The 16,132-nt window shown below is 35.3% G+C and carries 14 protein-coding genes; 12 read left to right on the top strand and 2 right to left on the bottom strand.

Annotated features, from left to right (window positions below):
- Positions 1-15: 15 nt before the first annotated feature.
- Both ABYK18_RS04500 and ABYK18_RS04495 read right to left on the bottom strand, forming a co-directional pair.
- Complete coding sequence (locus ABYK18_RS04500) at positions 16-921, bottom strand: lysylphosphatidylglycerol synthase transmembrane domain-containing protein (protein ID WP_373035459.1); 906 nt, start codon at positions 919-921, stop codon at positions 16-18.
- A gap of 52 nt (positions 922-973) precedes the next feature.
- Positions 974-2,368: an ArnT family glycosyltransferase gene (locus ABYK18_RS04495; protein ID WP_373035458.1), complete on the bottom strand. Its 1,395-nt coding sequence runs from the start codon at positions 2,366-2,368 to the stop codon at positions 974-976.
- A gap of 134 nt (positions 2,369-2,502) precedes the next feature.
- Here ABYK18_RS04495 and ABYK18_RS04490 point away from each other — a divergent pair, with 134 nt between their 5' ends.
- The 12 genes from ABYK18_RS04490 to bioV all read left to right on the top strand — a co-directional run bounded on the left by ABYK18_RS04490 (position 2,503) and on the right by bioV (position 16,051).
- Positions 2,503-3,267: a motility protein A gene (locus ABYK18_RS04490; protein ID WP_373035457.1), complete on the top strand. Its 765-nt coding sequence runs from the start codon at positions 2,503-2,505 to the stop codon at positions 3,265-3,267.
- A 15-nt stretch (positions 3,268-3,282) separates the two neighbouring features.
- The gene (locus ABYK18_RS04485) at positions 3,283-4,062 is read left to right on the top strand and encodes an OmpA family protein (protein ID WP_373035456.1); all 780 of its coding nucleotides are present in this window, start codon (positions 3,283-3,285) and stop codon (positions 4,060-4,062) included.
- Positions 4,062-4,796, top strand: a complete 735-nt coding sequence (gene fliP, locus ABYK18_RS04480; RefSeq protein WP_373035455.1) for a flagellar type III secretion system pore protein FliP — start codon at positions 4,062-4,064, stop codon at positions 4,794-4,796. Before ABYK18_RS04485 ends, fliP begins: the two co-directional genes overlap by 1 nt.
- 12 nt (positions 4,797-4,808) lie before the next feature.
- Positions 4,809-5,918 (top strand): tRNA (uridine(54)-C5)-methyltransferase TrmA, encoded by a 1,110-nt coding sequence (gene trmA, locus ABYK18_RS04475; RefSeq protein WP_373035454.1) that lies wholly within the window; start codon positions 4,809-4,811, stop codon positions 5,916-5,918.
- A 1-nt stretch (position 5,919) separates the two neighbouring features.
- The gene (locus ABYK18_RS04470) at positions 5,920-6,618 is read left to right on the top strand and encodes a hypothetical protein (RefSeq protein ID WP_373035453.1); all 699 of its coding nucleotides are present in this window, start codon (positions 5,920-5,922) and stop codon (positions 6,616-6,618) included.
- Between the two features lie 17 nt (positions 6,619-6,635).
- Positions 6,636-8,420, top strand: a complete 1,785-nt coding sequence (recQ, locus tag ABYK18_RS04465) for a DNA helicase RecQ (protein ID WP_373035451.1) — start codon at positions 6,636-6,638, stop codon at positions 8,418-8,420.
- Between the two features lie 58 nt (positions 8,421-8,478).
- Positions 8,479-9,885, top strand: a complete 1,407-nt coding sequence (locus ABYK18_RS04460) for a COG3400 family protein (protein ID WP_373035450.1) — start codon at positions 8,479-8,481, stop codon at positions 9,883-9,885.
- Between the two features lie 77 nt (positions 9,886-9,962).
- Positions 9,963-11,012 carry a 3-dehydroquinate synthase gene (aroB, locus tag ABYK18_RS04455; RefSeq protein WP_373035449.1) on the top strand — a complete coding sequence of 350 codons (1,050 nt, stop codon included), beginning with the start codon at positions 9,963-9,965 and terminating at the stop codon, positions 11,010-11,012.
- On the top strand, positions 11,013-12,665 hold the full coding sequence (locus ABYK18_RS04450) for a mechanosensitive ion channel domain-containing protein (RefSeq protein WP_373035448.1): 1,653 nt from the start codon (positions 11,013-11,015) through the stop codon (positions 12,663-12,665).
- Positions 12,666-13,913 carry a tRNA (N(6)-L-threonylcarbamoyladenosine(37)-C(2))-methylthiotransferase MtaB gene (gene mtaB / locus ABYK18_RS04445; RefSeq protein ID WP_373035447.1) on the top strand — a complete coding sequence of 416 codons (1,248 nt, stop codon included), beginning with the start codon at positions 12,666-12,668 and terminating at the stop codon, positions 13,911-13,913. It begins immediately after the preceding gene.
- A complete protein-coding gene (locus tag ABYK18_RS04440; RefSeq protein ID WP_373035446.1) occupies positions 13,900-15,543 on the top strand; it encodes an AAA family ATPase in 1,644 nt (547 codons plus the stop codon). Before mtaB ends, ABYK18_RS04440 begins: the two co-directional genes overlap by 14 nt.
- Positions 15,530-16,051: a pimelyl-ACP methyl ester esterase BioV gene (gene bioV / locus ABYK18_RS04435; protein ID WP_373035445.1), complete on the top strand. Its 522-nt coding sequence runs from the start codon at positions 15,530-15,532 to the stop codon at positions 16,049-16,051. Before ABYK18_RS04440 ends, bioV begins: the two co-directional genes overlap by 14 nt.
- Positions 16,052-16,132: the final 81 nt, after the last annotated feature.

The raw sequence follows: 16,132 nt of genomic DNA, 5'->3' as shown, positions 1-16,132 counted from the left end.
AAGTTGTTTAAATGTTTAAGTCGCACGTTTACTTTTTACCCAGAAGTACGAACCAGGTATAGATGCTATCATAAGTAAGAGACCATAAAGTATACTCATAGCCAGAACCTTAGTCTCATCAGCACCTACGAGCATAAAAATACCTACCATAGCACCTTCTCTGATTCCCCATCCTGCGAGGGAGATAGGAACGATAGTAAGTAGAAATACAGGCGGAATAGCTATAAGAAAGGTTTGAAACGACATGTGAAAATCAATACTAAGAGCAAGAGCGTAAAGAGAGAGAACTGTTAAAAGATGTACTCCCACAGATATAGCAATGTGTTTGTATAAAAGTGTTCTGTCCGCATAGAGTCTGTTTAATCTTCTAGCCAGTCTATGAAAAAGGTCGAGACCCTTGTACTTTGCCAAAAACTTGATTTTTTCAAGATGAAAAAGAATTGTGAACCCTATAATTCCGGCAAGTGTAATGAGTATGATAAGAAGTGAAAAGTCTTTGTCAAATGTACCGAAAAAAATGATTGTTGCGATAAGGTTTAATACTAAAAGACCGACAAGACCTACAACCCTGTCTACAAAAATACCGTAAAAAGAGTCTTTTTTGCCATAACCTTTTTGGGTAAGATCTATAATACGAACAGCATCTCCGCCGATACTGCTTGGCAGGACTTGGTTGAAAAAAGCCGCTTTAAAGTAGCTTTTGACATAGTAAGAAATTTTTTCCTTAAAAACCAACAGGTCCATAATAAGACGCCATCTGTATGCTGCGACATATGTACTTCCAAGTTGAAAGAGCAGGGCTATAAGGATTGTTCCGCCGTGGCTTTTGGCAAGTATGGATATGAGATTTTTAAAATCTACATATTGAAATAGAAAGTAAAACATAACAATAGTTATAATCAATTTTATCATATTTTTCATATTTTGCCGTATTTTAAATTAATGTGATTTTATCTAAAATAGTATTAATATTTTATTTGACATCGGCAACTCTGTAGATATATAGAGTTTTTGTTTTAGTAATACCTTTTTTAACCGTAATACTATCTATAAGTTTAACATCATTATATTTAAGTTTTAAATTTTTAAATTCAGGATCTCTTGTTAAGACTAATCCATCTTTTAAATATCCCTTTTTTCGCCACATGTCATACTGAGAAAACCTGCTTGGAACTGCTAAATCTGTATCAGGATGACCATCTAAATAGTATTTTATATATGCAGCGATTGTTAAATGATCACCGTAAAAACTATCGCCTCTTTTTGTATGAGTCTGTAAAAGTTGCACAGCTTCTCTGTTTCCATGCATCCTATCTTGAACTATTTCTAGATAAAACAAAAAAGCAAAGCGACCTAAAAGAGTAATTATTATAGCTATGACAAGTCCCATTTTAAAAGTCTTTACAAGTTTGTAATGCTCAAAAATATAAGCGGTTAATATTGCTCCTGAGATATAGGCCGGTGCTGTATAGTTTAGTTCCATTCTTGTAAAAAAACTTTTATAAAAGAAAAAAAACAAAATTACTATTGTACTAAGGGTTAAAAAAAATAGTTTGTCATTTTTGTAATATAATTTGTCTCTAAGTAAAAAGTAAAATAAAACACCGGTAAATATTGGAGAAAATGCTCCAAACTGACCACCTAAGAACTCAAAAAACAAATCTATATCTATTTCATATGTATCTGTTGAACCATGACCCAGTTGAAAAGCAAAACTAATCCAGTCATTTTGGTAGTTCCACCAGAGCATAGGTGATATAACGATAAGAGATAGTATTATTGCCAGATAAAAGTTTGCATTTAAGAGAATATCCCGTCTTTTTAAAATTATGAATACAAGCAGTGTAAATACAAATAAAATAGCAGTGTATTTGCTGAGCATCATAAGTCCAAGTGCAATGCCCGTAACTGCGTAGTCTATTGTTTTTCCATAAAATATGGCTCTGTATGAATAATAAAGAGCTATAGATGAAAATAAAATAAGCGGAGAATCAGGAGTTGTAATGATGTAGCCTGCATGTACAAGTATGATGCTCGAAAATATGAGCAAGGCGTTTAGTGCTATTTTTTCATTGAACATCTCAGATGCTAATTTAAATATGTACAAAGCCGAGATGCTCATTGAAAATACATTTACAAGTCTTACTCCCCATTCAGCTTGGGATATAAAGTTTGTAAGGTAGATCATATATGCTATAAAAGGAGGGTGATCGTAGTATCCTGTCTGAAGATGATGACTCCACATCCAATAATATGCTTCATCTCCGTGAAGCGGTAAAAAAGCGTTGTATATAGCGGAAAAAAAAGCCAGAACTATTATGATGACATAAGCATTTCTTTTTGGTTGTTTGTATAAAAGTTCTAGCATATGTGGTCTTCCCTTAATATTTGTGTAATTGTACTGTTTTAATATTCATAATTCAATAATTTTCTTTGTTTATGATAAGTGTATAATATTTTTTGTGGTATTATAAGCTCAATATTTAGTCGTAAGGTATTTGAATGGATTTAGGTACGGTTGTTGGTATAGTTCTTGTTATGGCTCTTTTACTCGGTGCTATGTCAATGGGTGTTGGTATTGGTGCATATATCGATATTCCATCTGTTTTAATTGTTATTGGTGGTAGTATCGGTTCGTTGATGATATCTTTCAAACCATCACAAATGAAAAACTTTGTAAAAGTTTTTATGGTAGCTGTTAAACCTACTGTAGAAGATGAAGTGGAGTTGATTAAAAAGCTTGTTGATTTTGCTACAAAAGCTAGAAAAGACGGTATCTTGGCCTTAGAATCAGAAGTTAATGCCGAACCCAATGAGTTTTTGAAAAAGGGTCTTTCAATGGCGATTGACGGCAGTGAACCAGATACTATCCGTGATCTTTTGGAAATAGATATGGAACAGACGAGTACTCGTCATAAAATTAACAGTTCCATCTTTGGCAACTGGGCAGGACTTGCAGGTGCTATGGGTATGGTCGGTACACTTATAGGTCTAGTTGCAATGCTTTTAAACATGGCAGATCCGTCGGCAATTGGACCATCAATGGCGGTTGCCTTACTTACGACTATGTACGGTGCAATAATCGGAAATGTTGTAGGTACACCGATATTTAATATTTTAAATATTAGAAATAATGAAGAGACTTTAATAAAAGAGATGATTTTATCTGGAATTATGTCTATTCAATCAGGGGACGCTCCAAGAGTATTAGAAGCTAAATTATTAGCTTATTTAGCTCCTAAAGACCGTGTGAGCCAATTTGATTAATAATGGACATTGCTAATGGCTAAAAAAAATAAATGTCCGGATTGTGAAACATGTCTACCCGCTTGGCTTGCTGCATTTGGGGACTTGATGTCTCTTCTATTATGTTTCTTCGTTTTGCTCCTATCTATGTCGAGCATGGATGCTAAAAAGATTTCAGAAGCCATCGGTTCACTCTCCGGTGCGATGAGTGTTTTAGAAGGCGGAACAAAGACAGAGATCTCAAAACAGAGAATACAGGAATCAACTCCTATTGAAGCTCAGGATGAAACAGCCGAAGCAGTCAATAGAGTTGCGCAGGCAGTCATAGATGCAAATGAGATGATGGAAAAGGGACATGGACCTGCCATTTCAGTAGAAGAAGCACAGGAAGGTTTTGTTATAGAACTTCCGGCTTCACTTTTGTTTAAATCTGGAAGTGCGACTATAGAAAATGAAGATGCCATACTCTTTCTTAAACGTGTGGCTTTGATTGTAGAAGAACTGCCAAATAGTATGCAGGTAAGTGTCCAAGGACACACGGATAATCAGGGACCTGGAAAGAACAGTGTCTTTAAAGATAACTGGGAGCTCTCTTCTGCCAGAGCTATATCAGTGCTTCAAGAGCTTTTACTTGACGGCGTTGATCCAAAAAGAATCAATGCTGCAGGTTTTGCCGAGTTTAAACCGTTGGCGACAAATGTTACTGAGGCGGGACGAGAAAAAAATCGTAGAGTTGAGTTGCATTTTTATGGAACTAAGACAGATGATGAAGCAAAAATTAAACGTTCTGTTTTAGATAAGGTAACACCTAAGTAATGCTGAGATTAATTGTTTTACTCTTAGCTTTTGCTTCTATTTTGGGAGCGGAAGCTGTAGCTATTCCCACTATGAACTTCAACCTTGCAGCTCCGGATACTCCACAACAACTAGTAAGTTCACTTAATGTTTTAGTCGGTTTAACCTTACTTTTTTTAGCTCCGAGTATGATACTTGTTATGACAACATTTACTCGTTTTGTCATAGTGTTTGGTTTTTTAAGGCAAGCTCTTGGAACTCAACAAGTACCGCCGACACAACTTCTTGTAATGCTTGCAATGATTTTGACTTTCTTTGTCATGGAACCGATTGGGCAAAAAGCGTACGATGACGGCATTAAGCCTTACATAGAGGAAAAAATCGGTTATGAAGAAGCCTTTGACAAGACTGCTCTGCCTTTTAAAAACTTTATGATAAGAAATACCAGAGAAAAAGATCTGGCACTTTTTTTTAGAATAAGAAATATGGAAAATCCGGCAACAATCGCTGATGTTCCTCTATCTATCATTATCCCGTCATTTGTAATAAGTGAGCTAAAAACCGCATTTGAGATAGGCTTTTTGATATTTTTACCATTTTTGGTTATTGATATGGTCGTTGCATCTATATTAATGTCTATGGGTATGATGATGCTTCCTCCGGTTATGATATCTCTGCCCTTTAAGATTCTGGTATTTGTCCTTATAGATGGCTGGAACTTGATAATCGGCAACCTTATCGCAACAATAAAGTAGGATATATAAAATATGGATTGTAAATATTTTGGAGAATGCGGTGCTTGTAGAATCTATGAAGATGGCTATGAAGCACAGCTTAATGAGAAATTAAAATTAAACAGAGATAGATTTTTACCTTTTTATAAAAAAGATATTTCAGTTTTTAAATCACCTGAATCTCATTATCGTTCAAGAAGCGAGTTTAAGGTCTGGCATAAAGAAGATGAACTTTATTATGGTATGAATCATCTTGAGCATAAAGGCGTGGTCTTAGTTGATGATTGTCCTCAGGTAAATGAATTTATACATACTCTTATGCCAAAACTTCTCATAGCCATAAAAGATAAAGAGATTGGTTTTAAACTTTTTGGAGCAGATTTTTTAAGCTCAAGTAGCGGTGAAATCGTTGTTTCACTCATCTATCACCGTAAGTTAGATGAGCAGTGGCAAGAAAAAGCTACAGAGATAGCAAAAGAACTTGGCATCTATGTCATAGGACGAAGCCGTAAGCAAAAGCTTGTTGTCGGACAGGACTATATTACTGAGAGTTTAAACATAAATGAAGAAGTATATAGGTTTAAGTATATAGAAAACAGTTTTACTCAGCCAAACTCCAAAGTCAATGAGCAGATGATTTCGTGGGCTTTAAAAAGTATGGAAAATACAGATGGAGATTTGCTTGAACTCTATTGCGGAGCAGGTAACTTTACTATACCGTTTGCAAAAAAATTCAATAAAGTCTTAGCAACTGAGATTTCCAAACCTTCCATAAACGCGGCTAAAGAGAATATGCTTTTAAATGATGTGTCAAACATAGAGTTTGTGCGCATGAGTGTCGAAGAGTTTGTTGAAGCTCTCGATGGAACTAGAGAGTTTCGTCGGATGAACGAGGTAGATATTAAATCATACGATATAAAGAGTATTTTTGTCGACCCTCCAAGAAGCGGTATGGATGAAGCTTCTTGTAGATTTGCAGCAAGACACGAACATATATTGTATATTTCATGCAACCCTGAAACATTAGTGAGGGATTTGGATATATTATGTAAAACGCATGAAGTTGTGGATATGTCCCTATTTGATCAGTTTCCGTATACTCATCATGTTGAAATGGGTGTTAAATTAGTGAGGAAAAAATAGTATGAAAGCTCTTTTTATTATATTATTGTTAATCTCATTTCTGCATTCAGATGAGATGAAAAGAATAGAATCAATTATAGAAGATATCACTAAACTTCGTATCGATTATGAAGAGTGTCAAAAGAGTTTAAAAGACAAAGAAGTTCTCAAAGCAAATATTGTAACTCTGAAAAAAGATGACTCGGAAATTGAAAATTATAGAAAATTATTAAAAGAACAAAGACAAAAAAACGTTCTTTTAAATGCCAAAATAGATCACTTGAACGAATCTTCATCAAATTATAGTAAAACTATTGGAAAATATAAAAAACTTTTAAAAATCAAAGACAAAGAGATATTAGCTTTGAAAAACAAGCTCAATAAACCAAAAAAAAAGAGCACGAAAAAGCAAAAAACAGTTGAGATTTGTCTAAAAAACGAAGATGACAATCCTTTTCCAAAACTAATGCCAAAAGAAAATACTCGTATAGAAGAAATAGTTCAAACTACTAAAGCAGCTACATTTCATCTAATAGCAGATGCTTTTATTTATGATGCACCAAACGGAAGACAGATAGATTCGTGGACTGAAAAAACTTCTTTTACATCAACCAAAAAAACTACAAATTGGATAAAGATTACAGGTCACTTTATAAACAGAAAATGGGTAAAAGCTAAAAAAGAGATGTGGATTGAAAATACTAAAGCATCCATAAAGTAATAGTTTTAAATTTATTTATGATTAAAAACAACTTATTAAAAACTACGTTTGGACATGATAGTTTTCGACAATCACAAGAAGAAGCCGTAGATGCTATCTTAGACTCAAGAGATTTGATTACCATATTACCTACGGGTCGTGGAAAATCTTTGTGTTATCAGTTGCCCTCACTTATGATGGATGGTGTGACTGTTGTCATCTCTCCTCTTATCGCTTTAATGCAAGATCAGGTAAATGCTCTTAAAAACTCTTCTATAAAGGCAGAGATGATTAACTCATCTCAAGATTTTCAAGAGATACAAGAAATAACTTCAAGACTGCTTGAAAATGATATAAAACTGCTTTATATCGCACCGGAGAGATTCAGCGCAAATGGTTTTATACAATTGCTTAAAAGAGTAAAAATAAACTTTTTTGTCATAGATGAAGCTCACTGTGTAAGTGAATGGGGACATGAGTTCAGGGCTGATTACAGAAACCTCTCACAACTCAAACAGATGTTTCCAGATATCAATATAGCGGCTTTTACTGCAACGGCAACACATAAAGTTCAAGAAGACATAGTTCGTACTTTAAACTTGGATAATCCCTTACAGCTTAGAGGAAAAACACTTAGAGACAATCTTAACATTTCTGTAGAGCAAAGAGTAGGCAACGGGCGCTCTCAACTTCTGAATTTTATATCTAAACAAGGTGGAAAGTGCGGGATTGTCTATGCCTTTAGCCGAAAAGATGTTGAGACTATTTCAGGGTTTTTAAAAACCAAAGGCTTCAAAGCAGATGCATATCATGCAGGACTTAGTAATCCGGTTAGAGAGAGAGTCTATAGAGATTTTATATACGAAGAGATAGATATTGTTGTCGCGACAATAGCATTCGGTATGGGCATAGATAAGAGCAATATTCGTTTTGTAGCTCATATGAGTATGCCAAAGACTATGGAAAACTATTACCAAGAGATTGGTAGAGCTGGTCGAGACGGCGTAGCCGCGCAGACTCTGCTTCTTTATACAAAGTCTGATGACATTAAGATGCGATCTTTTATAGATGATATAGAAAATCTTGAATATAAAGAGCTGCTTTATAACAAACTTAAAAAGATGTATAGTTACTCAAACTCAAGTGAGTGCAGACATAAGCTCATAGCGCAGTATTTTGATGATGAGATAGAGGCTTGTGATGACATCTGCGACAACTGTAAAAGAGGTGATGTAGAAAAAACAGATATTACGCTTCATTCTATGAAACTGCTCTCTTGCATCTACAGATGCGATCAAAAATTCGGGTTGGTACATGTTATAGATGTCTTAAGAGGTTCCAAAGCCCAAAAGATTTTGCAATTTGGACATGACAAGCTCTCCGTTTACGGTATTGGTGAAGATGTAAGCAAAGATGCATGGAATGCTGTTGCAGATAGACTTTTTGAACTCGAAGCCATTGAGATAGGTGAATTCAGAGCGATAAAACTCAAAAATTTCGGTGTCCAGATCTTACAGAAAAAAGTTTCTGTAGATATCGATAAGCATAAAATGGATGTTAAAACTAAAGTTAGTAAAAAAGAGAAACCCGATTGTGTTAATGATGAGCTGTTTGAGAAGTTTAGAACATTAAGAGCTGAGATCGCTTTAAAAAATGAAATACCAGCATATATAGTTTTTTCAGATAAAACACTAATAGAATTTTCTCAAAAATTACCGCAAAACAGAGATGAGATGTTAAGTGTAAACGGTGTCGGAGAGGTTAAGTATGAGAGATATGGAGAAGAATTTTTAGCCTTGTGTAAAGAGCTAAAACCGATATAAGTTAAGTCAACTTGAAAAATGATATAATGATGAAAATCTTAAAAGAGCAGAGTGCAATTTGAAAAAAATTCTAATTATTAGTGACGGTGATGCAGGCGAGCATTTTATACAAAGAGTTATTGAGACTTATACAAGTGAGAATATTTACTATGTAGTTCAATCAAAAGCTAAAGAGTATAAAGATGCAAATCCGGCACGTTTTAAGTTTTATGAATTTGATTCAACAAGCTTTTATAAACTCTCCAATCTGCTTAAAATGGAATTTGTTCAAGTCATTATTGCTATGGATGACCAGCAAGATGTCGAAAATACCATCAAAAATATCAAGATGGTAAAAAAGCATCTTCGTGTCATTGTTTTAAACAACTGGGATTTAGAAAATGAAGACCCAAATGTAGTTTTAGTCAATACAAATGAAATTTTAGCTTCGAGACTTTTAGACTATCTCCCCAATGTTCCTGTAATAGCCCAAAATGTCGGTATAGGCGAGGGTGAGATAATGGAAGTTTTAGTTCCGTTTGGAAGTTCGTTTGTTTACAGACATATTGGTGTTATTGAACAGAAAAACTGGCGCATCGTTGCCATATACAGAAACAGAAAATTATTGATGCCATCCCGCAGAAGAATGATTCAGCCAAACGATATGCTTGTTCTAGTCGGTGAACCTGCAGTTCTAAAGTCGGTCTATCGTGCGATTAAGCGTGAGCTTGGGCAGTTCCCTGAGCCTTTTGGATCAAATCTTTATCTTTACGTTGATATGAATGTAGTTAATTTATCGACAATAAAAGAGTTGATACGAAGAGCTGTTTTTGCGCATAAAAAGTTTAAACACAGTCTTATAATCAAAATTGTAAATCCAAGAGACATAGAAACACTTCAATACATAAAAGAGTTCAGAAACAGTAGTGTAATAGTTGACATAGAATACAAATCTCAAGATCTGAAAAATACTTTTTTTAGTGATATCAAAGTTTATCATGTAGGATTAGTAATAGTCTCTTCGGAAATGTTTACGGATTATGACATAAGAAAAACACTTTATGAGTCACATGTACCTGTATTAAAACTCTCAGACAGGTCTTTTTCAAGTGTCAAAGATGCCGCTCTCATACTGAGTGATAATCGTGATCTGGAAAAAATATCTACTACTATATTTGATATCTCTGAGCAGATGGGCTTTAACCTGGAAATTTACAACTATTTGAACGAACATCAAGAAGCGAAAGAACAGGTCATTGAACATTATTACAATCTTGCAACCATCTTTTCTAAAAGTATTAAGGTGATGAAAGAGAGTCAAAATCCAATCAGAACACTTAGACAAAAAGATAATTTTATACATATCCTGCCATTTACTTATAAACTTACAAAAAGACGAATATATTCTTTTTTATCAACTGATAGTGAAAAACTTTATTATAAGCTTGATGATTATCACCAAATCTTTATACCGGTTCAGCTGTAGAGGTACGATTTAGCTTTCTTTTACTCTTTTTTAAGTATTATATATTCAATTAATTAATTAAATATTCTGGATAGATAATGCAAGTAAATATTCCCCTGAAAAAAGTCGTTGACAACTCTTATGACATAACAATAGACTCACTTCCTAAAACTCATTTTGACACTAAAGTGGCCATAGTTACAAACCCTAAAGTAGCCGGTTTGCATCTTTCATACCTTCTAAGTAAAATAAGTGCAAAAGAGCTTTATATAATCACGATACCGGATGGGGAAGAGTATAAAAATCAAGAGAGCATAAATACTATTTTAGATTCTCTGTTTAACCATCGTTTTAACCGCAAGTCTATGCTGATAGCTTTTGGCGGAGGTGTTATAGGTGATATGACCGGCTATGCTGCGAGCATCTATCAAAGAGGTATTGATTTTATCCAGATACCTACTACGCTTCTTTCTCAGGTAGATGCAAGTGTCGGCGGGAAAACAGGTATGAATAACTCATACGGTAAAAACCTCGTAGGAGCTTTTCATCAACCAAAAGCCGTATATATTGACCCTTACTTCTTAACAACTCTTCCTTCCCGTGAGTTTGGTGCAGGTGTAGCTGAAATAGTTAAAATGGCAGTTACTTTCAACAAAGAGTTTTTTGAGTTTTTAGAAAGTGCCGATTTGGGTAATCCTGAGGTACTTCAAGAAGGAATAAAACAAGCTGTCCAGACAAAAGCAGACGTAGTAGCTAAAGATGAAAAAGAGCATGGTTTAAGAGCTGCTCTAAACTACGGGCATACTTTTGGTCATGTTATCGAGAATGAGACTAAATATAAAAAATATCTTCATGGTGAGGCTGTAGCTATTGGTATGGTTATGGCAAACGAAACAGCTGTGAGTATGGGGTTGATGAGTAAAGATGAAGCCTTAAGAGTCAAAACTCTTTTGGAAAAATATGATCTTCCCACGGCATACAATGTTCAAAACAGCAACAGCTTTTATGAAGCATTCTTCTTGGATAAAAAGAGTTCTGACAGCAATATAACATTTATCATACCGGTAGGAATAGGCGACGTAAGCATTACAGACAGTGTTGATATGGAACTAATCGTCTCTGTTTTAGAGAAATTCGGAGATGCATAAATGAGAAAAATAGTACTTTTATTTTTACTGCTTGCATCTGTGCTATATGCACAAGTCAGTGGTGTTCAAGTAGAAAATAAAGCAACTTTAAGCAAAGAAGAACTTAAAAATCTTGAACTTGAAAAAGAAAAACAAAGGGTTCAGAGAATATCAGAACATCTAAAAATGCTTAAAAGTATTGAAGATGAGATATCAAAAGAAAAAGTGTGGACGAAGAGTTATGCATCTTATTTGACATCTTTGGATGTTAGAGATGCTTTACAAAAAATCAAAAAACGCATAAAGTATCTTCAGAAAAAAAGAGTAAAAACTTTAAGCCAGCAAGATGAGCTTAATGCCTTGATATCAAAAGAGAAGATTTTAGCTTCGCAGATAGAAAAACTAAAAGAAAAAGACAGTGCTCCCTTTTCTAAAATAATCACTCCTCCAAATATTGAGGATAAACCCAGCATAACTAATCCGTTTGATATATTTACGGGTATTTCTCTTATTAAAACGCTGGATGCGGATTATAATGAATACATCGTTAGAAAGAATGAACTGACCGAGTTGATATCTCTTTTGCAAAAAGAGATAAATATCTACAAAGAGATAGCAACTCTTGATGTAAAAGAAGAGTATGCAAAAGATGCAGAAGCAAAGTTAAAACAGCTTGAGAGGTTTGAAACAGCTTTAGAGACAATGGAAGTAACTGCGGAGGTTTATCAAAAAAGATTAGAGATTTTAGAGATAAACGTCAACAAAGATATTGAAGTACAAATAATTAAGCTTGCCAAAATCGGTGTAGTCGTCCTTGTTGTATTTCTTATATTTTTTCTGCTTAAACTATTTGTTAAGAAGTATATTACCGATAATGAACGATTTTATATGGCAAATAAAATCATCACATTTATCAATGTTACACTTATTATTTTAATCGTATTTTTTAACTATATTGAAAATGCGAGTTATCTTGTAACCATTTTAGGTTTTGCATCTGCGGGTATTGCGATTGCCATGAAAGACTGGTTTATGAGTATTCTTGGATGGCTTGTTATCGTTATCGGCGGAAGTATCCATGTCGGTGACAGGATAAGAGTCGATATGGGAGGTATGAAGTATGTAGGTGATGTTATGGATATCTCACTGCTTCGTATGACAATACTTGAAGATATTACTTTAACGGCAATCACACAAAACAGAAGGGCGGGAAGAATCATATTTGTCCCTAACAACTATGTCTTTACGCATATGATAGCTAACTATACGCACTCTTCACTAAAAACAGTCTGGGACGGCGTTCATGTAACAATCTCATTTGATTCAAACCATAAAAAAGCGATGCATCTAGCTAAAGAGATAGTGAAAAAATACTCTAAAGGTTATACTGATATCACGAGAAAACAGTTAAACAAACTTAGAAATCAGTACAGTCTTAAAAATACAAATGTCGAGCCGAGGATCTTTTCGTTTATAGAGCCTAACGGTATATCTATTGATTCATGGTATTTGACAAATGCATATGCAACACTTACTTTAAGAAGTGTTATCTCTGTTGAAATCATAGATGCCTTTAACGCCGAAGATGATATCACTATCGCGTACCCAACTCAAAAGCTACATATTCAAGATGAGAGAAAAGAGCCTCCTTTTGATACCAATGAGGTTGTATAGTTGAAGAAGAAGGTATATTTTAAGACTTTTGGCTGTAGAACAAACCTTTATGACTCTCAAGTCATGATGAGTGCTTTAAAAGATTATGAGATTACTCAAAACGAAGCTGAAGCAGATGCAGTAGTCATAAACTCATGTACGGTTACAAACGGGGCCGATTCTCATGTGCGCACATATCTTTCACATGTTGAAAAAACAATGAATGCCAAAGTATTCTTGACAGGCTGCGGGGCGCATACCAAGGGTGAGAGTCTTTTGGCATCCGGGAGAGTCCACGGTGTCTTTGGACAGAGTGAAAAATTAAAGATAGATTCTCTGTTATCTGCTGAGAAACCATTTTACGATCCAGGCGATTTAAACCACATAGATGAAGCTGTCGTAGATGATTTTGTAGGAAAGAGTAGAGCATTTATAAAGATTCAAGAAGGATGTAATTTTCGCTGTTCTTACTGCATCATACCCTTTGTACGCGGTGATGCAAGAAGTATGGATGAAGGACGCATCTTAGAGCAGATTAGCAGACTTGCCATAAACGGTTTTGGAGAGTTTATCTTAACAGGTACAAATGTCGGCAGTTATGGACAAAAAACGGGAAGTTCTGTCGCTGCGCTTATGAAAAGAATCTCGCAGATCCGCGGTGTCCGACGTATTAGACTCGGAAGTGTGGAACCTATCCAAATCACTGATGAGTTTAAAGAGATACTCGGAGAGCCTTGGCTTGAGAAGCATCTGCACATCGCACTTCAACATACGTCGCCTCAGATGCTTAAAATCATGAACAGAAGAAACGTATATAAGCAAGATAGAGAGCTGTTTGAATTTTTGGCTTCTCGCGGTTTTGCAATAGGAACAGATTTTATTACAGGGCATCCGGGAGAAACACAGGAATTATGGGATGAAGCCATGCAAAATGTAAGAGATTTACAGCTAACGCATCTGCATGCTTTTACATACTCTAAGCGTGATGGAACACCATCGGCAACTCTCAAGCCTGAAGTAAACGGTAAAGTGGCAAAAGAGCGTTTGCATGAGCTCGAAGCAATCATCAAAGAGAAAAACTTTGATTTTAGAAAGGCTTTTGGCGGCGAACTTGAAGTTTTGCTGGAGAGTCAAAAAGATTCACTTTATATCGGACATGATCAGCATTTCAACAAGATTGTAGTTGAATCAGACGAAGACCTTTTGGGTAACTGGATAAATATAGACAAATATGAAGTTAGAGGAGAATTCAATCATGCCAAACTCTAAAACAAATAGAGTCCTGCTCTATGTTTCTGCATTTATAATAATAGCTTTAGTCCTTTTTGCGATACTTAGAGACAACGCTTCAGATATTACTCTCTACGAAGCCAAAAAAATACTTGATAACCATGCTGTAAAAAGTGTTACCGTAACAAAAGATTATGTCTACTTGAAAACCGAACATGATTTTTACAAAATAGCTTCTTCTCAAGTCACTCCCAAAATGTTTTTAAACTATAAAGTAGAAGTTGAATCAGGTTCCAGCGTTATTGTCTATATCTTATTTGGAGTATTGTTTTTAGGTATTGGAACACTTCTTCTTAGATGGTGGCAGAAACGCTCACCTATCTACGAGGGTGACGGTATGCAATCCGGATCTAAAGCTGATATGTTTCAAAACACTCCTGTCGAGGCTATTAAAAGCGATGTTACATTTAACGACATCGGCGGTATAAGCGATGTCAAAATTGAACTAGAAGAGATTATAGACTTTATGAGAAATCCAAAACGTTATAAAAGTTTTGGAGCAAGACTGCCGCGCGGAGTGCTTTTGGTCGGACCTCCTGGCGTCGGAAAGACTATGATTGCAAAGGCAGTAGCTCATGAAGCAGGAGTTCCGTTTTTTTATCAAAGCGGCGCTTCGTTTGTTCAGATATATGTAGGAATGGGTGCAAAGAGAGTTCATGAACTCTTCCATGCTGCTAAAAATAATGCACCTTCTATAATCTTTATCGATGAGATAGATGCAGTAGGTAAAAAAAGAGATGGTCAAAGAAATGATGAACGTGAAGCTACTCTAAATCAGCTTTTAACAGAGATGGACGGTTTTGAGAGCCAAAGCGGAGTAATAGTTGTAGCTGCGACAAACAAAATAGATGTGCTTGATTCGGCACTTCTTCGTGCGGGCAGATTTGACAGAAGAATCTTTGTAGAACTCCCTACAAAGAGGGAAAGAGCTTCCATTTTAGAGAAGTATCTAAACAAGATTCCGCATGATTTAGACGTAATGGCAGTGGCAAATATGACAGTCGGTTTCAACGGTGCTTCTTTAGCTGCACTTGTAAATGAAGCAGCACTTCTGGCCCTTAGACAAAATGATTTTCAAGTAAACATAGAACACTTCCACCAGGTGAAAGACAAGGTTATGTTTGGTAAGAAAAAACTGCAGATGCTCAGTGACGAACAAAAAGAGTACCGTGTGACCTACCAGGCCGCAAAAGCTATTATGGCCACTTATTTTGACTTGCCTTTTGAGAAGTTGATGTTATCAAATGAGAAACTTACCCCTAGTACCGATGAACCGCTTATCAAACACGAATTGGAATCAAGGGTTAAAATGCTTCTTGCAGGGATGGTTGCATCCAACATAAAGTATGGTGAGCATGCAAGCAGTGCAAAAGTCGATTTAGATGAGGCAAAAGAACTGGTGACAAAGATGCTTCAAGATTATGGAATGGGCTCATCATTAATATCTTTGGAGGAAGAAAACAGCATTTTAATGAGTAGATTATATGCTGAGACAAAATCACTTTTGGAATCTATGATTGCACCGATACAAGCGGTAGAAAAGATTTTAAACGAAAGAGAAAGCATCACGAAAGTAGATGTTAAAAAAGAGATAGATGCTTTTCTTTAGCGGTTTCTCTCTCGCAAGAGAAGAGTATCTTTTTGACGAGTATTTAAAAAAATCAGATTACACAGTGTCCGGTTTTAGTTACGGAGCTATTAAAGCATTTGACAATGTAAGGCAACAGCTGGCATCTTTAAAAAGAGTCGATACTTTGCAGCTTATCTCTCCGGCTTTTTTTCAAACCAAAGATTCAAAGTTTAAAAGAATGCAGATTCTAGCGTATTCAAAAAATGAAAGAGCATATATGAATCAGTTTATGAATTCATGTTTTGAGCCGTATGAGAAAAAGATAGTAGAACATAGAAATACGAGCAAAGAAGAGCTTGACGAATTACTGAACTATGAATGGGATTTAGAAGAGTTACAAAAGCTTGTAGACAAAGGTGTTAAAATAGAAGTATATCTTGGTGAGATGGACAAGATAATAGATGTAGAAGCTGCTAGAGAGTTCTTTTTACAAGTTGCAACCGTGACATACATAAAAGAAGCGAATCATTTTTTACAAACAAATTGAGAGCTGTTTACTAAGCAGATTTATTAACTCATTCTCGAAACTACATCCTTGTAGTTTCTCCGAAGCTAAAAATTGATAAAA

Source organism: Sulfurimonas sp. (assembly GCF_041563495.1).
Classification (GTDB): Bacteria; Campylobacterota; Campylobacteria; order Campylobacterales; family Sulfurimonadaceae; genus Sulfurimonas.
This window is presented reverse-complemented; position numbering and strand designations above follow the sequence as displayed.